Origin of the sequence: Selenomonas oralis (assembly GCF_051603425.1) — a bacterium.
In the GTDB taxonomy this organism is placed as follows: Bacteria; Bacillota; Negativicutes; order Selenomonadales; family Selenomonadaceae; genus Selenomonas; species Selenomonas sputigena_A.
Genome location: NZ_CP194411.1, coordinates 1,490,265 through 1,510,513, shown reverse-complemented (window position 1 = coordinate 1,510,513; position 20,249 = coordinate 1,490,265). Strand labels below are relative to the sequence as shown.

The window sequence follows — 20,249 nt, the reverse complement described above, 5'->3', positions numbered from 1 at the left end:
TCAACCGGCTATGCCTCCTCCAAAAGATTCTGCACCGCCGCATAAATTCTTTCATGTATCGCCTCGCGCGGCAGAGGCGACGCGTTTTCACTGCAGGCGACGCGCTGCCAGCCGCACCTTTCGGCAAGGTGGAGCGCCGCCTCATGGCAGCGCTCGAGGTAAGCCGCATCGCGCTCATGGATATCGGCCGCCGTCCCCTCCTGCGCCGTGCGCGCAGCCAGAAGGCGACGGCTCACAGCCACATCCATATCGAGAAAAAGAACGAGGTCGGGCGCGGGCAGGCCAAGCTTTCGAAACTCGAAATCCTCCAGCCAGTCCAAGAACGCTTCACGTTCCCGCTCCTCCTCGATTTTCACGGCCTGATGCACCATGTTCGATGTCGTATAGCGGTCGGCGAGGATCAATGCGCCCGCCTCGTACTCCGCGCGCCACTTGACCTGAAAAGAGGCATAGCGGTCGACAGCGAAAAAAGCGGAAGCCGCATAAGCGTTGACCGCATCCGCCCGTTCGCCGAAAGCGCCGTCAAGATACATGCGGACGAGCGCCGAGGACGGCGAGCCGTAGTCGGGAAATTCCACCCGGAGCACGCGACGGCCTTCGGCTTTGAGCCTTTCAAAGAGCAGCCTTGCCTGCGTTGCCTTTCCCGAGCCGTCACCGGCTTCGAGGATGATCAATTTTCCTTTTGCCTGCAAGATGAATCCCTCCTGCCTCTCCTGCCTTTTTTGCTTCTTCCTCCGCCACCCGCACGGCGGCAAGCGCGGCATCCTCCGCGCCCGCCGCCTTGAGCCCCGCCTCCTGCATGGCTCGGATATAGGCGCAAACCTCCGCCGTGAAAAGCTCCCCGGGGCAGATGACGGGAATGCCCGGCGGATAAAAGGAAATCCCCTCCGCCGCGATCCGCCCCACAGCCTCTCGGAAAGGAACGGCTGCCGAGCGGCGATAAAACGCCTCGCGCGGCGTAAGCGCCAGCGGCGGAACCGGCGGCAAGGCGGCAGCCTCAACAGGCGTCAGGAATCCCGGTGCTCGCACACTCCCGGCCTCCCGTACCATGGCGCGCAGCGCTTCGAGCAGGCGTCCTGCCGTCTCCTCGGTATCGGCATAGGTGATGAGAAACAGCACGTTCCGTTCGTCGGCCAGTTCCGCCTCGATCTTATGTCTATGGCGCAGGAGAGAGGCCGCCTCGGGGCCTTTGAGCCCCAGCCCCGCAACCGTCACCGTGAGCTTCAGCTCATCGAGCGCATACGCGCCCGCGCCCCCCATGCGCTCCGTGCCGAAGCACGCCAGGCCCTCGATCGCGTCGATCTCCCTGCGCAAATGGCGGGCGAGACGCAGGGCGCGCGCGAGAAGCGCACGGCCCTCCTCCTCCATCTGGCAGCGCGCGATGTCAAGAGAGGCCAGCAGGAGATAATTCGGGCTCGTCGTCGTCAGAAGGCTCATGGCCGCCTGCACCCGCTGCCCGGTGACCCGCCCCTCGCGCAGGAGGAGAAGCGACGCCTGCGTCATCGCGCCCAGGAGCTTGTGCGTGCTCTGCGCCGCCATATCCGCGCCCGCCGTCAGCGCGGCAGGCGGCAGCTCTTCGGAAAAGGCAAGATGTGCGCCGTGCGCCTCATCGACGAGCAGCAAGAGCCCCGCGCCATGCACGATCTCCGCTATGGCGCGGACATCGGAGGCCACGCCGTAATACGTCGGCGAAACGAGGAGAAGCGCCTTCGCCTCGGGATGAGCCGCGACGGCGGCGCGCACGGAAGCCGTGGAAAGGCCGTGTGCAATGCCAAGCTCCGCATCCACGACCGGCTCGATATAAATCGGCCGGGCGCCGGCGAGCACGAGCCCGCCCCAGACGGAACGATGCGCGTTGCGCGGCAGAAGAACTGCATCCCCGGGCGAAAGCGCCGCAAGGAGCATGGCGTGGATGGCGCCGGTCGTACCGTTGACCATGAAAAACGCCGCATCCGCACCGTAAAGGCGGGCAGCGCACTCCTGCGCCTCCTTGATGCAGCCTTCCGGCCCGTGCAGATCGTCGAGCTCCTGCATCAGCGAAACCTCTTCCGCCAACCCCTCCTGCGTGATGCGTTCCCGCAGAAGCCGATGCGCCCCGAGCCCCTGCTTATGCCCCGGCGTATGGAAAGCAAGAGCGCCGGCCTCGCGATAGGCGCGCATGGCCTCTGCGAGCGGCGCTCTCGAAAAAGCGGCGGCATCCGCCGGCTCCTTTTCCCTTTCCCCGGCGGTCATCGCCCGGAATCCTTTTCCGCCGCGAGTACATTGGGGCGAAACGGCAGACGCAGATGGATGCACGTCCCCTTGCCCGGCTCGGACAGAATATTGAACTCCGCACCGATGATAGCGGCGCGTTCCCGCATGCCGAGAAGACCGTACTGCCCATAGGAATTTCTCGACGCCGCATCGTTCACATCGCGCTCGTCAGAGAAATCTTCCTCCTCCGGCGCCTCAAATTCCGGCTCCGCCTCCGGATCAAAGCCCTTCCCCTCGTCGCGCACGGTGACGGCCAGCGCCGAAGCCGTGTAAAGCATACGCACCTCGGCTTTTTTCACGCCCGCATGGCGGCTCACGTTGTTCAGCGACTCCTGGATGATGCGGAATACGCTGACCTCCGCATACTTCGCGAGCTTCTGCTCCTCACCCTCCACGGAGAGAGACGCATCGAGCATACCGCGTTCGCGCATCTTGCTGATGAGCTGGCGGATGGCAGGTTCCAGCCCCAGATCGTCAAGCGACATGGGGCGCATATCGAAGATGATCTGGCGCATATCCGACAAGCAGGTGCGAATATGCCCGCGCAACTCCTGCAGACCGCGCTTCGCCTCGTCCGGATCGCGGTCGACCATGCGCTCGATGATCGAGGCCTGGAAAATGAGATTGGCAATCTCCTGCGCCGGGCCGTCGTGCAGCTCACGCGAAACGCGCAGGCGTTCCTCCTCCTGCGCCTTGATGATCTTAGCCCCGATGAATTTGCTCTTCTGCGCCTCCTCGATCTGCCAGACAACGCCGTTGATCTGGTCGCTCAAATAGCTGAGGACGGAACCGATGCAAATCGCCAAGTGCTCGGCTGTGCGCAGGATTTCCTTGAGCCCGTGCAGACGAAGCTCCAAGGCGTCCCTCTGGGCACGCAGCTGGTTTTCCTTCTCGCGCGCTACGCTGAGCTCGATCTGGATATCCTTGACCGTTTCGTAATGGCCGCGAATGATCTCCTCGGAATAATTCGCAAAATCGCCGCTTGTCTCGGCCAGCTTCCGTTTCTCCTGCTGCTCCCGCTCGGAAAGCTCGTCAACCTTCTTGATGGTCTGACGCGTGAGTTCGCGCAAATCCTCGAGCGTCTGGCGGCTCGTCTCAACCTCGGCGCGTGCAGCTTCGTAAATATCAAAAATCTGCGTCTTGTTCGTCTCAATCGTACTGACCGTATTCTTCAGGATACGGTCAAGCGACTTGGCGCTGAGGCTTTCCATGGCGCCGCGGGCAAACTCCAATGCGCCCATGCCTTTATCCTCGTTCATCCCATCACCCTCGCTTTACCCCTACAGCAATTTTTCCATGAAAGTCCACGAGGTCAAGCCGAAGGCACGAACCGATGAGCCCTTCATGAAAGGCGTGAGGATCTATGTACAGCACGATGCTTTGACGGCATCCTCGCAGGAGGCAAGGGAAAAGACCATGCCGTGCCGCGTGACGGCTGAACATATATCCTAAAAGTTTCCTATCATTATACAACGAATACGCTCCTTCGGCAAACCCGGCGCACCATTCCGGCAAAGCTGCCTCCGCTTTCGCAAAACGACTTGATTTTCCTGCCTTTTGCCATTAAACTATAGGAAGCGCATGGGAAGCAAACCTTCCTGCAAAGAAGAAATTCCTTGCAAAAACACCACGAACACAAGGGAGATATCATATGAGTATTTTTTCCAGATTCCTGCCGAAAAAAAAGCAGCCGGAAATCAAGAACAATATCCCAAAGGAAAAAGAAAACATCAAAAAAACCTTCGGCGTTTACTGCCACAAAGAACACGGCACATCCGGCGACAAGCTCTGTCCTAAGTGCACGGCGCTGCTCGCCACCATCATGACAAAGATGAACCGCTGTCCCTACGGCATCACGAAGCCGATCTGCGACCGCTGCGAGCGCCCCTGCTTCTCCAAAAGCCAGACCGTCGAGTTCCGCAAAATCATGTCGTCCACCCAGAAGAGCATGCTTCTGCGCCATCCCATCATGACGATCAAGCACAAACTCGCCAGCGTGGGCGTCGACTATGCGTTGAAGGAGCGCGACAAAAAGGCGCAGCAAAAGAGCGAGGCCAAAGAAAAGGCCGCGCAAAGGCGTGAAGAAGCGCGCGCCAATAAGAATAAAAAGAAAAAAAAGTGAGGGGCAAAGCCCCTCACTTTTTTGCAATGATGCCGGAAAGCTCGCGGATGCTGTCGTTCAAGGCACTGAGCTTCGTCTCGATGCGCACGAGCAAAAATGCCGTGACGCCCATCGGGAAACCGTAGCTGCCGAACGCCGCCAAAAGATCGCCCATATCATCACCCCCTCTGCCCTATACATGCAGCGAGGAGTGCATGTATTGCATCCCTGCAGCAAAAAGCTCAGACGATGATATTCCTAAGCTCGCCGACGCCCTCGATCTTCACGACGACCTCGTCGCCCGGCACGAGCCAGCGTCGCTCCTTCTCCGGCATGCCGAGAATCACGCCCTGCGGCGTGCCCGTAAAGATGACGTCTCCGGGAGCAAGCGTCATGTACTGCGAAATATAGCTGACAATGGCGGCAGGCGAAAAAATCATATCCTTCGTGCTCGCCGCCTGACGCTGTTCGCCGTTGACGAAAGTCTCCACACGGAGATCAGAAACGTCAATCTCCTCCGCCGGCACGACATAGGGTCCGACCGGCGCGAAACCGTCGGGCGTTTTTCCGAGCAGCCACTGCGATGTGCGGCGCTGCAAATCACGCGCGGTGAAATCGTTGCCTGCCGTATAGCCAAAAACAGCCTCGGCAGCCTCCGCCTCCGTCGCATTCTTCACCTCGCGCCCCATGACGACGACAAGCTCCGCCTCATAATCAAGCTCCCCTGCCCCCTCAGGCAGATGCACCTCGCCCCCATGCCCGTTCAGGGCATTATTGAACTTGCTGAAAAGAGCCGGATATTCCGGCGTACCAAAGGGAACTTCCGCGCAGTGCGCCCGATAGTTCAGCCCCACGCAGATGATTTTTTCGGGGTTCAAAGCCGCCGGGGCAAAGCGCTGTGCATTGGATGCAAGAGGTTTTCCGTGCCGCAAAATATTCTTCATCTGCGCGAGCAGTCTTTCCGGCTCGGCAAAGATCTCCGGCCAGCCCCAGCTGCAGCCCGCCGCAGAAATGTCAACCATCTTCTGCTCATCCGCCGCGCCGATATGGATCGTGCCGTCCGCCGCATAAAAATTGAAAAGCTTCAACGAAAGCAACCCCTTTCCGATACCGATATAGACATTGTTATTTATACGACGCGCATCGTTCCATTCCTGCAAAATATTTTAGAAAATTCATAAATGCTATTGTATTCCGAAGCATCGCATGATATAATGAAACCGTAAAGAGGAGAAAGGATCGGTAACGCCGGCGAGGCCAAGCCTGCATGCAGGCCGGACTCCCAAGGCAAGGCAAGTGCCGGTCAGCCGACAGAGGCTCTTCTCAATATGGTTACACGAAAGGTGTGAGGTTTATTGAGGAATAAGCTTTTCCGTCTCCACCTGAAGGTTTCCGGCTAGGAAGTGCACACATCTGAAAATGAATCAGCACCTTTGGGATGACTGATGGGCAGCGGCCCGCATACCCGAAGGCTCGCGGAAAAACGGCACAGCGTCGGAAGCAGGGTGGGGAAACACGAGGCAGCTTTCACCTTGACGATGCGTACAAAAGAGACATCCAGTAGATTGCGCAGTCCCCCATCGGATACCATACCTGCCGATCCCGGGATTTTGAACGGTGGCTCATGATGCATCAACTGTGATATTCCATCACAATGGTTCGGCTGAACATCTTCATACAGTATGGGGACTTTGCCTTGAAGTTCTCCATGCAAAGACAACTGAATATAGCAAACGAAGGAAAAGGTATATGACGATTAAAATGTAAACCCGCCGCAAGAAGTCCCGAGAGACTTCCGCGGCGGGTTTATTATCGTCCAACACCGCCAAGGGGGAGCGATGCAGGCGAAACGACGCCTGCATATCTTCGCCGCCCGCTTCTTTCTGCCGATCATAGAGCGCCTTGCGGATGCGCCAATATGGCGATACGGATCTGAGCCGTGCTTACATCAGGGACGTATTGTAAACATCATCATATTCTCTCGCTCCGGATGCTCATCGTCCACAAAACGAGTGGTTCGCACAACTCTTCCCAATCTCGTGACCGTCCCCTGGCTTCCTACCATATTTTTCACATTGTTAAGGGGCTGCATCATATTCAACAGGGTTTTCCCTTCATCGTAGGTCAATCCTGTAACGATGTAGCTGGCCATGATGAAGTCAACCGCCTCTTTTTTTGCTTCTGCATCGCCTACATTATAAACGGTTCCCACCTTGTACACATCATTGTTTTTTATCCAAATAAAAGCATACGTCCCCTTAGGCAGCAAAATATAAAACTCTCCGTTGCGCTGGTCCGGCGTATCCCATTTGCTGCTTGTCTTGCCGCCATCTAATCCGGGGGAACCGATGGATATCAAGGCGTCATTGATCTTGTCCAAAAAATCCTCACAGTGCAGGCCGTCCACCAGCGGCACGTACTCAGGCTCCGCCCCCTCCGCAGTCTGTGTCTTTGTTGCGCAATTCAAAAAACAGAGGGCGCATAAGAGCGACAGCAGCAGCGAAAAAACTTTCCGTTTCATAATCCTTCCTCCTTTACATCTCCTCGTTACACATTTACTCTCATACCTGACTCTATGTTTTAAATTATATCATAGATGTCCCATTTGAGTAAACATTTAATTTAAGTCTTATCGTACAGCGCTGCCGGGGCCGCCGTCAGCTTCCCTCATACGTCCGCACGCGCAGGTCGAGGCTGCGCGCAGCGCAGAGAGCGCGGCATTTCTCGATTTCCTCTGCATCCTCGACCTTTTCGACGATCGTCATGACGACGTGAGGCACATAGGCTTTCATATGCTGCGCGAAAGCCAGCATCGCCTCAAAGGACTCGATGCCGAACTCGCTTCTCGTCAGCTCCAGGTAGCGCTCGGCGTTCGAGGCGTTGAGACTGATGGAAACGGTATCGAGAATACCGCCCGCGAAATCCGCTGTCGTATCGCGGCCATAGACGAGGTCGGAAAGACCGTTCGTATTGAGGCGCGTCGGCAGATCGGGATGCTGCTGCTTGACGAAGCGCAGAAGCTCGATGAGCGCTGACAGACGCATCGTCGGCTCGCCAAAGCCGCAGAACACGACTTCCCTCACATAGGGCCAAGGCGCAGCAAGGAGCGCCTCCTTGACCTCCTCGACGGCCGGCTCTTTGCCGCCGAGCCAAAGGCTCATATCCTCTGGCATATCCTTCAATGTGCGCAGACAGAAGGTACAGGCACACGGACATTCATTCGTGATGTTGACGTAAAGTCCGCGCTTTCCTTCAGGGCGGCGCCTAAGACTTTCCTCGGGCAGGAGATATTTCCCCCGCTCAACCATATAGACGAGCATAGATCCATTTTCCTTTCAAGCAAAGCAGCTGCCGCAGACGTTTTGTCCGGCGACAGCTGCTTTTTCAATCACTTCGCACGGCTGCGGAAAAGCGGCGCAGGAACCTTCCAGCAGATGACAGCCATGGCGATGACGAGCAGGGATGCCGCGACAGCAAGCCCCGCCCAGCCGTTCATCGTGAAGCCGTCGACAATGTAGCCAACAGCACTGACGCCGACAACGACGAGCACATAGGGAATCTGCGTCGACACATGGTCGATATGGTGGCACTGAGCGCCTGCCGAGGCAAGAATCGTCGTGTCGGAAATCGGCGAAGCATGATCGCCCGCAACAGCACCGGAGAGGATGGCGGCAACGCAAAGTGCCAGCGCCGGGCTGTCCGTGCCGACAATAGCAAGCGCGATCGGGATCAAGATGCCGAACGTCCCCCACGAAGTTCCCGTAGCAAAGGCGAGACCTGCGCCTACGAAGAAAAAGATGACGGGCAGGAAGGCGACGACCCCGGCATTGGCGCTCACGAGTTGGCCGACATAGCCGCCAAGGTTGAGGTACTTATCGCTGCATATACCCGAGAGCGTCCATGCGAGGCAGAGGATGAAGAGCGCCGGCGCCATAGCCTTGAAGCCAAGGATGAAGCTCGTGCAAAAGCCATTAAAAGAAACGATGCGGCGCGGCAGATAGAGAAGACCCGTAAACACGAAAGCGATGAACGAGCCAAGGACAAGCGATTTCGCCGAATCGCAGTCCGCAAACGCCTCGGCGATGCTCTTGCCCTCATGGATGCCGCCCGTATAAAGCATGCCGTAGACGCAGGCCGCAATGAGCACGGCCAGCGGCAGCAGCAGGTCGCAGATCCGTCCTCTGCCTTCGATCTTTTCCTCCTTGACGTCGGCATACTCCGGCGGAATGTAGAATTTTTCATCATTCTTCCGGATCGAACGCCCCATCTCGGAAAAATCCTTCTCCGACCATACGATGAAGCACATGAAAGCGAGCGTCATCCAAGCGTAGAGGTTGATCGGTATCGTCTGCAGGAAAAGCCCGAAGCCGTCGATGCTGCTGCCCTCCGGCAGCGAAGAGCCAACAGCCGCCGCCCAGCTCGATATGGGCGCGAGGATGCAGACAGGCGCCGCCGTCGCATCGATGATGTAGGCAAGCTTCGTGCGGGCGATCGAAAGCTTGTCCGTCACGGGACGCATGACCGTGCCGACCGTCAGGCAGTTGAAGTAATCGTCAATAAAAATTACGATGCCAAGAAGCGCCGTGATGCCGAGCGCGCTCCTGCGCCCCTGAATCGTGCGCGCCGCCCAGTCGCCATAGGCTTTCGTCGCGCCCGAGCGCGTGATGGCCGCGACGAGAATGCCAAGAATAACAAGGAAAACGAGAATATTCACGTTCGCCCCAACCTTGCTTTCCATCACCGCGAACATCGTAAGAATCGCTTCGAGAATATTGAAATCCGTGTAGAGCAGTGCCCCGGAAAAAATACCGATGATCAGGGACATATAGACTTCCTTCGTCGCCAAGGCCAGCACAATGGTGATGACCGGCGGAAGAACAGCCCATGCCGTCTCTGCCATAAAAAATCCCCTTCCTTTCCTCGCTGGACGATGCCATAACATAACGTCCATTATAATACAGATTATTTTCCGTGGCAATGGGCTTCGCCTGAGAGACAAAGCAATGCCTCAAAAGGATCTGACATGATTTCAAGGCATGATATAATGCGATGGCCATAAGCCTATCCTTCCGGACAAGAGCAAAGAATCCCTCCCGTTCCGCGGGAGGGATTCTTTGCTCTTGTCGCTTTAGTTATTGCAGCATGCTCAGAATACGTACGGTTGACACAAAAAGATATTTTCGCAATCAATAGCAGCCGTTTTTCTTCCATACCCGCAGGAGATTAAAGCCGGCCGCCTCTTCCTCAGATGGCATGGAAGTTGACCAGGCGTGCACCGAAGATGCCGTCGACGGCGAGGATTTTCTGCAGCAGTTCTTCGGGGATGTCGTGGTCGATCGTCAGCACCATGACATTCGTGCCTTCTTTGTCCGTCCTGCCGACCTGCATGCTGGAGATGTTGATGCCGTGCTCGCCCATCAGCGTGCCGACCGTGCCGATAACGCCGGGACGGTTGATGTGCGGGCAGATGAGGATGCGGTCGTGCGGATCGACGTCGACACGATAGCCGCCGATGGAAACGATGCGCCCTTCCGTGCCGAAGAGCGTGCCCTTGACGACCGTCTCGCCCTTCGCCGTTTTGACGCAGACGGAAATGAGGTTCTGGAAGTCCTGCGACTCCTTGTGCTTGACCTCACGCACCTTGATGCTGCGATCCTTGGCGAGGCTCGGCGCATTGACATAATTGACGTTGAATTCGAGAACGGGGTTGAGCATGCCTTTGATGACGCCCGTCGTGAGCATCTGCGTGTTGACCTCGGTAATGTCGCCGCTGTACTCGACGGTAAGCTCCGTGATCGCACCGTCCGCCAGCGAGCATACCGTACAGCCGAGGCGCTCGGCGAGATCGAGATAGGGCCGGATGACATGCATGACATCGGCCGATACGGGCGCCATGTTGACCGCCGTCATAACAGGCTCACCCGAAAGCGCCGCGCGGATTCCCTCCGCCACGTCGAGGGCGACGCCGATCTGCGCCTCGACCGTCGATGCGCCGAGATGCGGCGTGAGGATGATGCCGGGCACACCGACGAGCGGATTGCCCGCTTCCAGCGGCTCACTCGTAAAGACGTCGATCGCCGCGCCTGCGACGTGTCCCGCCTTCACGGCATCGGCGAGATCCTGCTCGTTGATGATGCCGCCGCGTGCACAGTTGACGAGGCGCACGCCCTTCTTCATGCGGGCAATCGCCGTCTTGTCGAGCATATCCTTCGTATCCTGGTTCAGCGGCATATGCACCGTGATGAAGTCCGACTTTTCGATCACATCATCGAGCGCGCCGATCGTCACGCCCATCGCCTTGGCACGTTCCTCATTGATGTACGGGTCGTAGCCGATGACGTTCATATCGAAGGAAAGCGCGCGCTTGGCAACGCCCGAACCGATGCGGCCCATGCCGATGACGCCGAGCGTCTTGCCGCGCAGCTCAACGCCGACGTACTTCTTGCGATTCCACTCGCCTTGCTGCATCGTCTCGTTGGCAATGGGGATGTTGCGGCTCATCGCCAGCATCATGGCCATCGTATGTTCCGTCGCTGCAATCGTGTTGCCGCCCGGCGAGTTGATGACGATGATGCCGCGCGCCGTCGCCGCCGCCACGTCGATGTTGTCGACGCCGACGCCCGCACGGCCGATGATCTTGAGCTTCGCCGCCTTTTCGATGACGTCCTTCGTCACCTTCGATGCCGAGCGCACAATCACCGCCTCAAAATCACCGATCATGTCGAGAAGCTCCTCGTGTGAAAGCTTCGGCTTTTCGACGACCTCGAAATTCGGGGAAAGAATATCCACGGCCTTCTGGGATACACCGTCTGCCACAAGAATTTTCATACTTATCGCCCCTTCAATAACTAGATATACATTCCATAAATAGTATCATACCATCTTTCCCCCGATTTATCCACTCTACAAACGTATCATAATAAACGATATGCACAAACGTCCGCGTTGCAGACATTGCCGCCTGTCCCCTGGCGGCCTTTTTCGTGATTCGCTTGACTAAAGCGCGGGCAAAGCGGTAAAATTAATGTATTGCATATTACTTTTCCGAACTGACAGGAGGTCTTTCCATGGAAGCGAACCGCATTTACAATTTCAATCCCGGCCCCGCTGCCTTGCCGCTTGATGTTCTCAAAGAGGCGCAGGCGGAGTTCCTCAACTTCCATGACTCGGGCATGTCGATCTTGGAAATTTCGCATCGCGCCAAAGCATACGACGAGGTGCACAACCAAGCGAAGGCGGACATTCTCGAACTCATGGGTCTTGGAGACGACTACGATGTGCTCTTCGTGCAGGGCGGCGCGAGCCTCGCGTTTGCCATGGTCGCGATGAACTTCGCAACGAAAGAGAAGAAGGGCAGTTATGTCCTCTCGGGCAGCTTCGCAACAAAGGCCTACGAAGAGGCTGAACGGCTCGACGTCGGCGAGATTGCTGCCTCCTCGAAAGAAGGCGGTTTCCGCCATGTGCCGACACAGGAAGAAATCAAACTCAACCCGAACGCCGCCTACCTCCATCTGTGTTACAACAACACGATTTACGGCACGGAATACCATTATATACCGGAAACGGGAGATGTGCCTCTCATCGCCGACATGTCATCGGACATGCTCTCGCGTCCCATCGATTTCAAGAAGTTCAGCTTCATCTACGCAGGCGTGCAGAAGAACCTCGGCCCTGCCGGCACCTGCCTCGTCGTCGCGAGGAAGTCGATGCTTGAAAAAAGCCCTGAGACGCTGCCGATGATGCTGCGCTATTCAACGCATTACAAGAAGAATTCGCTCTACAACACGCCGCCTGCCTTCGGCATCTACATGGTCGGCAAGGTTGCAGCCTGGATCAAGGCGCAGGGCGGCCTCTCCGAAATGGCAAAGCGCAACGAAAAGAAAGCCGCGCTCCTCTACAACGCCATCGACGCTTCTGAAGGCTTCTACAAGGGGCATGCGGAAAAAGAAAGCCGCTCCTTCATGAACGTTACCTTCCGGCTGCCGAGCGAGGAGCTGGAAAAGAAGTTCGTCGCAGAAGCCCTGGAACAAGGTCTCGGCGGCGTCAAAGGCCATCGTTCCGTCGGCGGCATGCGAGCATCGATCTACAACGCCATGCCCTATGAGGGCGTCGCTGCGCTCGTCGACTTCATGGAAAAATTCCGCAAGAAGAATTAAATACGCCAAAAAGCGGGGCAGCGGCACACTCTTTCGAGTGCATGCCGCTGCCCCGCTTTTTGCTATTGTCTTTCGTCCTTTTATAGGTTTCTGTACAAGAGGCGCACCATGTCCGCTTTCCGGACGTTTGTTCGTGCAGCTTACTTCGCCAACTGTACGTCAGCTTCAAACATGCGGTTCCAAGGGAATACCATCTTGATTTCCCGCAGCTCTTCCAAGGGCGGAAGATTGTGATCAGCGAATTCGCGCATCATGCGGTCGGCGCGATACTGGACGCCGATCATCTTGTCGTCGAGGCTTGCGTAAACGCCGCTGCCGCGCAGCCAGCCGAGCTGACGCCCGATGGTGTTGCGCACATTGGCCTGGTACGCCCAGTCGTCAAGGTAGCGCGTCAGCAGAAGCCGATCGCGCGCCTCATCCGTCATATGCTCGGCGAGCACGCCCTCAGCCACGGCAAAGCCCGTGCTGTTCGTCGGCGTGTTCCAGCCGGAATAGGCGCGAAGCTTGAAGAGCAGCTCTTCGCGCTTCAAGCCCTCCATCAGAGCATTGTCCGAACCGTTCGCATAGGCTACATCGGCAATGCCGACGGGGTAGCCCTTCGCTATATACTCCTTGACGAGGTCAAGGAAATACTGCGTGCCGTCGCGCGGCGCGCCGTCATTCGCACGGTCATTGGCCTCGTATGTACGGCCATCCGGATTCGTGTTGACGAGGAGCACAAATTCCGCCTTCTCAGGCGAGGCGACGATCATCGTCCCTGCAGCAACGGCCGCTGAACGAATCGAATCCTGTATATGCTCGTCCGAATAAGCAGGAATCGTTGTTCCGCCTGTGCCCTTGTTGTAGCGCACATAGACGAACGGCATGCTGCGCTCCAGATTGTTGACGGCGCGCGAGAGCAGCAGAAGAGCGATCTCGTCGATGCCCGACATGGTCTGGAACTTGGAAGAACCAAGACCCTTGCTGTATTCAAGGAGCTTGCGGCCTTCCATATGCGTCTGTGAATACGGCGCATTGTCGTCACGGCCGAGAACAAAGTAGTCAAAGGTGCCGTTTCTCGTGAAATCGATCATCTTCTGGTTTGCCGCAAAATTTTTGTTGCGGCGGTCCATCCAGTCCTTCATGGACTGCTCCGGAATCAGTTTTTCCAGAAAGGCGTATTCTTTTCGTTCACGCGCCGTGAGCCCTTCGGTCTCCTTCTTGTCCGTCAGAAGCGTGTAACGGAAAATGTCCGCTCCGTAATTCCGGTAGTAACCCGGCTCTTCCGTACCGGAGGCTTCCCCGGAACGCGGCGTCCGCATGATGGAGCCGAATACATAGAGGGGCAGCGCCGGATGGGCTGCACGGAACGCTTCAAAATTCCGCAGGCGTTCCATGACCTCACCGCGCTCATAAGCGTGTTTTCTTGAGCCGACGAGACTGCCGTAGAGCATCGAATCCGAGGAGATGACGGCGGCACCGACCTCGGAGGCATGATTCTCCGCCCAAGCCCAAAGCTCCTCGGGATGCCCGAGATCGGTGCGGCTGCCAAGCATATCATCCGGCGGCACAATGACCTCATAGCCAAGCTCGCGCACGACATCGGCTGTCTGCTTATCGGAAATCGGCCGGTTGTCGTGGGGGATGAACAGGATGCGCTTCTGCCGCGCCGCCGTGTCATCCACTTTTTCCTTCAGCTTTTTCCCGGCCTCGGCAGCAGGCAGTATGAAAACGGTAAGCACGAGAACAAGGGCCAATATTTTGGCTAGCTTTTGCAAGACAATATCTCCCTCCTTCATTCCGGCTGTGCTTCTTCCGCCGCGGCGTCCGCCCGCTCTTCTTTCATCTTTTCGCGCATGTCCGCCCAGAGATCCTTCGCCCTGTCCACAGTCACGCGTTCCTTCGTCTCCAGCTCTTTATTGTGCATGAGCATGGAAAGGTACTTGCCTGCCGTATCGTAATCGGCAAGGCGGCAATGAATGGCGCCGATGAGGTATATGCAGTCCGCTTCCGTCATCGGACCCTGCGGGAAATCCTCCCGGGAACGTGATTCGATATAAAGCTTGCCCGCCTCGGCGAGGAACTTGTCCTCGTTTTCCTTGTCGCCGGCTTCACGGTAGAGCCAAGCCAGCGAGAGGTTCAGACCCGCCTTGTGTGCCAGCGTCTCCTTCGTGAACTTCGAGAAGAATATCGCCAGCTTGAAAGCCTTGATCGCATCATCACGCGTGCGCTTCTCCGAGAACTCCGAAGCCGAGTTGCGTTCCGCCAGAAAGTCCTGGATGGCACGCTTCTCCTTGGGAGAAACGCCGTTCAGGAAGTGGCGCTCATCCTCGGCATAGCCGCAGTGTTCGCAAAGCCATATCCTGTAGTAGTAGGGGTTGATATCCTTGTAATGCGTGCAGAGATCGGTATCGACGGTCTCCGTGATGAGGCGCGAGCGCACCTTTGTCGCACGCGTCTCCAGACCGCAGATCGGGCAGGGTTTCTTCACAACATAGAGATAATCTTCTTCAGCCATAGTTCCAGCTCTCCTTTTATATTTATGTATTCAGTGCATACGCCTTGTCTTCCTGCGCCTTCCTGCAGAAAGACGCAGGAAGGCAAGGCAGCGCTCGCTAGCGCTCATAGTCCTCACAGAGGCTCTTAAGCCACTTCGCATCTTCCTCGGCGTGCGCAAAATCCTTGAGGCACCAACGCCAGTTGATGCCTACGGTGCCGGGCACATTCATGCGGCTGCGGCTGTCGAGGCAGCGCACGTCCTGCATCGGGACGATGACGAGGCGCGCGTTCGAGGCATAGGCAAACTCGATAAGTTTTTGGCAGACTTCTTTCGGCCTGTCGATCCTTGCATTCACAAGTTCGGCAATCGCGGCGCGTGCCGGGGCGTCGAGGTCCTGCGCATACCACCCGACCGTCGTGTTGTTGTCATGCGTGCCCGTGTAGACGATGCTGTTTTCCGGCGCGGCAAAGCCGATGCGCCGCATCTCATTGAAATAGAGGCAAAAATGAAGCACCTTCATGCCGGGGTAGCCGCAGTCGTCCCGAAGTTTTTCGACCTCATCCGTGATGATGCCGAGATCTTCCGCCACGATATCAAGCCCTTGGATTTCTTTTTCCATTTCCTCAAAGAAAGGCTTTCCGGGCCCCTTGCGCCAACAGCCGTTGACTGCCGTCTTGGCCTTGCCGTCGACTTCCCAATATGATTCAAAGCCGCGAAAATGGTCAACGCGCACGATATCAACCATGGAGCAAAGTTTCCGGAAACGTTCCTTCCACCAGGCATAGCCCGTCTTCTTCATCACTGCCCAGTCATACTGCGGATTGCCCCAAAGCTGCCCCGTCGCGCTGAAGTAGTCGGGCGGCACGCCGGCTACCAGCTGCGGCGTACCGTCGTCGTTCAGGCGGAAAAGCTCCTGGTTCGCCCAAACATCGGCGCTGTCCTGCGCAACGAAGATGGGCATATCGCCCATGATCCGGATGCCCTTTTTGCGCGCGTACGCATGCAGGCGGCGCCATTGTCTGGCGAAAAGGTACTGCCAGAACTTTTGGCGGCCAATCTCGTCCGACAGCTTTTCGGCTGCGGCGGCAAGCGCCTTAGGCTCGCGCTTCTTGAGAGGCTCCGGCCAGTCGGTCCACGGCTTGCCCCCGAAATCTTCCCGCAGCGCCATGAAAAGCGCGTAGCCGTCAAGCCAATTCGCCTCATCTCTGCAAAACGCCGTGAAATCTGCATCTTCCTCCGCTTTCTGGAAGTTGCGCCACGCCTTTTCCAGATGCTTTTTCTTGAATGCCCAGGCGCGCTCAAAATCGATGAAGGCCGTCGCGCCGTCCGCCATGACCTTCAGATCGCGCGCTGACAGCAGCCCGTAATCAATCAGCATATCGAGCGAGATCATCATCGGGTTGCCCGCAAACGCCGAAGGCGACTGATAGGGCGAATAGCCGAAATCGCTCACGGGGCAGAGCGGCAGCACCTGCCAGACCTTCTGCCCGGCTGCGGCGAGAAAATCGACAAAGGTATAGGCGGCGCCGCCGATATCCCCGATGCCGTATTTCGACGGCAAGGAGGTCGGATGGAGCAAGATGCCGGCTTCGCGCGGATAACGGCGCACTTCCGGCACCGCTTCATAAATCCGCGCGGAAAGCGGCGGCAGCTTCACGGTCAAAAGACCGCGCTGGGGGGTGACGCTTTCCTCCGGATCCAGTGCATCCCGCATCGTTCCCTGCACAAAATCGCCGACATTAAGCGAAACCTTCATTTCCTGCGTGCGGCTGCGGTTGATGATGACGACAAAGGCTTCGTTCTTCGCCGGAGCGCCGAACTCATCCCTGCCGTTTCGGATCGTGCGCGCATAGGCAATGACATTGCCCTCTCCCATAAGCGGCAGAAAATCGCCTGTCTGCAGCGCCATGTGCTCATTCCTGAGTGCGATGATCTTTCTGTACCAAGAGAGGACATCCTCGTCCGGGCTCTGCCAGTTGTATGGGCTGCGGTTGTATGGATCGCGGAATCCCTGCATGCCGATCTCATCGCCATAGTAGACGCAGGGCATGCCCGGATACGTCATCTGCCAAATGGCTGCGAGCTTCAGCCGGTCCGTGCCGAGCTTGTAATGCTCCGCATCCAGTCTGAAACGTGACTGATGGATTGCCGGCATACCGTCGTAGAACGGCGCCTCGCCGAGGAGGGTGATGGCCCGCTCCACATCGTGGCTGCCGATCAAATTCATCATCACATAGAAATTTTCCTTCGGGTAGTTTTCCCGCAGACTCTCCAAGAGACGCATCGACTGGCGTCCATCCACATAATTGAGCAGGAAGTCCAGCACGATCTTGCGGAACGGGTAGTTCATCGCCGAATCAATCTCCTGCCCGCACAAGTACTCACGCGGCACGCCGTAGCTGATCTTGTTCGACGCATCTTCCCAGACCTCGCCGATCAGGATCGCATCCGGGTCGGTCGCCTTGAGCTCGCGGTAAAAAGTCTGCGTGAACTTCGCCGGCAGCTCATCGACGACGTCGAGGCGCCAGCCGCTGATGCCCGCCTTCATCCAGTGATGCAGCACGCTTTCCTCGTCGCGGATGATGAAGTCCATATAGGACGGCGTCGTCTCCGTCACGTTCGGCAAGGTGGAGAACCCCCACCAGCTGTCATATTCATAGGGATATTTATGGAAATTGTACCAGCTGTAGTACGGGGACTCCGGCGACTGGAACGCACCGACACTGTCATAATTGCCGTCGCGGTTGAAGTAGATGCTGTCGCTTCCCGTATGGCTGAACACACCGTCAATGACGATGCGGATTCCCATGCTCTTTGCTTTTTCCATAAGCTGCTGGAATTGTTCATTTGTACCAAAAAGCGGGTCAATCTTATGGTAATCGCCGGTATCGTAATGATGATTGCTTGGCGATTCAAAAACCGGATTCAAGTAAATGGCGGAAATGCCGATACCCTTCAAGTATTCGAGCTTACTTTCAAGCCCTTTGATGTTGCCGCCAAAGAAATCGTACTGCACGATTTCCTTTGTGTCCACATCCTTGTAGTAGCACGGCTGATCGCCCCAGTGCGCATGAATGACCGCGCCCCTTTTCTCAACGATCGCATCCCCTTCGCGACAGAAGCGATCCGGGAAAATCTGGTACATGACGGCATGCTTCGCCCAATCCGGGGTTTTCGCCCCTTTGTTGAACACCGTGATCTGGAAAGACGGCGGCGCGGCATCGTATATGCCGCCCATGCCGCCCAGATGTTCATGGTTGTTGCCGTAGTACCATGTACCCGCAGATGTTGCCACGATGAAATAATACCAAAGCAGGCAGCCGTTCTCAGGCATGTCGATGCGTGCAGAATAAAATCTTTCTTCCATACCTTCTGCCGAATCCGTCGCCAGCTCGATGAGCTGCTCGCCGAATCCCTCCCGCCAGAGGCGCAAAATGACCTTTGAAACTTCATCTTTTGTCTTGATGCGAATGCCGAGCCGCACGGAGGAGGATGCCTCGGCCGGGCCTACGGGTGAGCGGAAAAACACATCCTGAGAGTTGTGTTCCGCTTCTCGCTGTGCCATACATATCGCCTCCTATTTCCCAGGGCGGGCACTTCCTTTTGCCCATTCCCCTCTAATTCGCCTTCTTCTACTTATTTCGTTGTTTTCCCGCTTGAAATTAATAGGAGAGAAAGGCAAGAAAGCCCGACGAAAACGCCAGGCTTTCCCAAAAGTCACTTCGCGAGAAGCTTTTCATAAAGCGCCTTGTATTCCTGGGCAGATTTCCGCCAGCTGAAGTCTGCCTGCATTGCGTTCTTGACAATCTTCATCCAGATCTCGAGCGTGCTGCATTCACGAATCGCACGCTTCACGGCGTACATCATTTCGTGTGCGTTGTAGTCGTGGAAAAGATATCCCGTACCTTCGCCTGTCTTATTGCTGAACTGCGTGACCGTATCCTTGAGACCGCCCGTCTCGCGCACAACAGGAATCGTCCCGTAGCGCATGGCGATGAGCTGGCCGATGCCGCACGGCTCGTAATTCGAGGGCATGAGAAATACGGTCGCACCGGCATAGATGCGCTGCGCGAGCTCATTCGAGAAGCGGATATTCGCCGAAACCTTGCGCGGGAAGCGCCAGGCAAGACCCTTGAACCAGTCCTCGTAGACCTTATCGCCCGTGCCGAGAACAACAAACTGGATGTTCTCATGCTGCAGGATCTCATCCATCACGCGAACGACGAGATCCAGACCTTTGGGCGGCACGAGCCGCGAGACAAGCGCGACCAACGGAATCTGGCGATTTTCGGGCAGACCGAGCTGGCGCTGCAGGGCGACCTTGTTGTCCAGCTTGCGGTCGATTGAGTTGAGATCGTACGTTTCGCAGAGATCTTTGTCGGTCGCTGGATTGTAGACATCATAGTCAATGCCGTTCACAATGCCGTAAATGTCCTCCCTGCGCTTCCTGAGAAGCCCGTCGAGCATCTCGCCGAAGTATTCGTACTGGATTTCCTCGGCATAAGTGCGCGAAACCGTCGAAATGAAATCGGTATAGGTCAAGCCGCCTTTCATGAAATTGACGGCGTCGTAGAATTCGAGATCACCGTTCGTGAAGTATTTCCAGTCAAGGCCAAGGACGTCCTGCATGACATGTTTCGGGAACACGCCCTGGTATTTGAGGTTGTGGATGGTGTAGAGCGTGCGAATCCTCTCATAGCGCTCGTCGCCCATATGCTCGAGCTTCAAAAACACGGGCACAAGCCCTGCATGCCAGTCATTCGCATGGATGACGTCGGGCCAGAAGTCCATCGCATCCAGTAGGTTCAATACGGCTCGAGCAAAGAACGAGAAGCGTTCCGCATCATCATCATAGCCGTAAAAACCTTCGCGATAGAAATATTCCTCGTTGTCGATGAAGTAATACGTGACGCCGTCAAGGACAAGACGATCGAGGCCGATGAACTTGTCGCGCCATGCGACATTGAGCGTGCCATCGTAGAGATGCTCCATCTTGTCGATATATTCCGTCGGAATTTTGCCGAACTTAGGCATCGCAACACGCACATCGACGCCCTGCTTGACGAGTTCCTTGGGGAGCGACCCTGCAACATCAGCCAGACCGCCGGTCTTGGCAAAAGGCACAGCCTCAGCAGCAACATAAAGTACCCGCATAATATGAACCCCCTTCTACTGCAGAGCCTTCCAGCCCGCCCCGCAGCGCAACACCTTCCCTATTCTGTCATTTCACCAGGAAAACTCCGGGCGCCAACCCCTGTGG

General features: G+C 56.8%; 15 protein-coding genes. 2 read left to right on the top strand and 13 right to left on the bottom strand.

All coding sequences use genetic code 11. From position 1 onward, the window contains the following. Nucleotides 1-8 precede the first annotated feature (8 nt). The 3 genes from ACRTGH_RS07185 to ACRTGH_RS07175 are packed head-to-tail and all read right to left on the bottom strand — an operon-like array spanning nucleotide 9 to nucleotide 3,512. Entirely contained in the window at nucleotides 9-692 is a 684-nt protein-coding gene (locus tag ACRTGH_RS07185; RefSeq protein ID WP_368846561.1) for a dTMP kinase, read from the bottom strand. Beyond that, a complete protein-coding gene (locus ACRTGH_RS07180; protein ID WP_368846562.1) occupies nucleotides 652-2,232 on the bottom strand; it encodes an aminotransferase class I/II-fold pyridoxal phosphate-dependent enzyme in 1,581 nt (526 codons plus the stop codon). The genes ACRTGH_RS07185 and ACRTGH_RS07180 overlap by 41 nt, the downstream gene beginning before the upstream one ends. Then, the gene (locus ACRTGH_RS07175; RefSeq protein ID WP_368846563.1) at nucleotides 2,229-3,512 is read right to left on the bottom strand and encodes a sensor histidine kinase; all 1,284 of its coding nucleotides are present in this window, start codon (nucleotides 3,510-3,512) and stop codon (nucleotides 2,229-2,231) included. The genes ACRTGH_RS07180 and ACRTGH_RS07175 overlap by 4 nt, the downstream gene beginning before the upstream one ends. A 392-nt stretch (nucleotides 3,513-3,904) precedes the next feature. Between ACRTGH_RS07175 and ACRTGH_RS07170 the strand changes: the two genes are divergently transcribed. Further along, entirely contained in the window at nucleotides 3,905-4,375 is a 471-nt protein-coding gene (locus ACRTGH_RS07170) for a nitrous oxide-stimulated promoter family protein (protein WP_368846564.1), read from the top strand. A gap of 13 nt (nucleotides 4,376-4,388) precedes the next feature. Here the strand turns inward: ACRTGH_RS07170 and ACRTGH_RS07165 are convergent, their stop codons facing one another. From ACRTGH_RS07165 to serA, 6 genes are all read right to left on the bottom strand, one after another. Continuing rightward, complete coding sequence (locus tag ACRTGH_RS07165; RefSeq protein WP_368846565.1) at nucleotides 4,389-4,529, bottom strand: YvrJ family protein; 141 nt, start codon at nucleotides 4,527-4,529, stop codon at nucleotides 4,389-4,391. 67 nt (nucleotides 4,530-4,596) lie between these two features. Beyond that, nucleotides 4,597-5,442, bottom strand: coding sequence for a fumarylacetoacetate hydrolase family protein (locus ACRTGH_RS07160; protein ID WP_368846566.1), 846 nt, complete (start codon nucleotides 5,440-5,442; stop codon nucleotides 4,597-4,599). An 860-nt stretch (nucleotides 5,443-6,302) separates the two neighbouring features. Then, nucleotides 6,303-6,875: a hypothetical protein gene (locus tag ACRTGH_RS07155; protein WP_368846567.1), complete on the bottom strand. Its 573-nt coding sequence runs from the start codon at nucleotides 6,873-6,875 to the stop codon at nucleotides 6,303-6,305. 136 nt (nucleotides 6,876-7,011) lie between these two features. Further along, complete coding sequence (locus ACRTGH_RS07150) at nucleotides 7,012-7,674, bottom strand: TatD family nuclease-associated radical SAM protein (protein WP_368846568.1); 663 nt, start codon at nucleotides 7,672-7,674, stop codon at nucleotides 7,012-7,014. Nucleotides 7,675-7,742: 68 nt separating this feature from the next. Next, a complete protein-coding gene (locus ACRTGH_RS07145; protein WP_368846569.1) occupies nucleotides 7,743-9,254 on the bottom strand; it encodes a Na+/H+ antiporter NhaC family protein in 1,512 nt (503 codons plus the stop codon). Nucleotides 9,255-9,598: 344 nt separating this feature from the next. Beyond that, nucleotides 9,599-11,182, bottom strand: a complete 1,584-nt coding sequence (gene serA / locus ACRTGH_RS07140; RefSeq protein ID WP_368846570.1) for a phosphoglycerate dehydrogenase — start codon at nucleotides 11,180-11,182, stop codon at nucleotides 9,599-9,601. A gap of 239 nt (nucleotides 11,183-11,421) precedes the next feature. Here serA and serC point away from each other — a divergent pair, with 239 nt between their 5' ends. Next, nucleotides 11,422-12,510, top strand: coding sequence for a 3-phosphoserine/phosphohydroxythreonine transaminase (serC, locus tag ACRTGH_RS07135; protein ID WP_368846571.1), 1,089 nt, complete (start codon nucleotides 11,422-11,424; stop codon nucleotides 12,508-12,510). A gap of 140 nt (nucleotides 12,511-12,650) precedes the next feature. Here serC and ACRTGH_RS07130 read toward each other — a convergent pair whose 3' ends face one another. From ACRTGH_RS07130 to glgA, 4 genes are all read right to left on the bottom strand, one after another. Beyond that, nucleotides 12,651-14,267: a DUF4127 family protein gene (locus tag ACRTGH_RS07130; protein ID WP_368846572.1), complete on the bottom strand. Its 1,617-nt coding sequence runs from the start codon at nucleotides 14,265-14,267 to the stop codon at nucleotides 12,651-12,653. 17 nt (nucleotides 14,268-14,284) lie between these two features. Next, nucleotides 14,285-15,007: a DUF2225 domain-containing protein gene (locus tag ACRTGH_RS07125; protein WP_368846573.1), complete on the bottom strand. Its 723-nt coding sequence runs from the start codon at nucleotides 15,005-15,007 to the stop codon at nucleotides 14,285-14,287. A gap of 97 nt (nucleotides 15,008-15,104) precedes the next feature. Further along, nucleotides 15,105-18,554, bottom strand: a complete 3,450-nt coding sequence (malQ, locus tag ACRTGH_RS07120; protein WP_368846574.1) for a 4-alpha-glucanotransferase — start codon at nucleotides 18,552-18,554, stop codon at nucleotides 15,105-15,107. A 152-nt stretch (nucleotides 18,555-18,706) separates the two neighbouring features. Next, complete coding sequence (gene glgA / locus ACRTGH_RS07115) at nucleotides 18,707-20,143, bottom strand: glycogen synthase GlgA (protein ID WP_368846575.1); 1,437 nt, start codon at nucleotides 20,141-20,143, stop codon at nucleotides 18,707-18,709. Nucleotides 20,144-20,249: the final 106 nt, after the last annotated feature.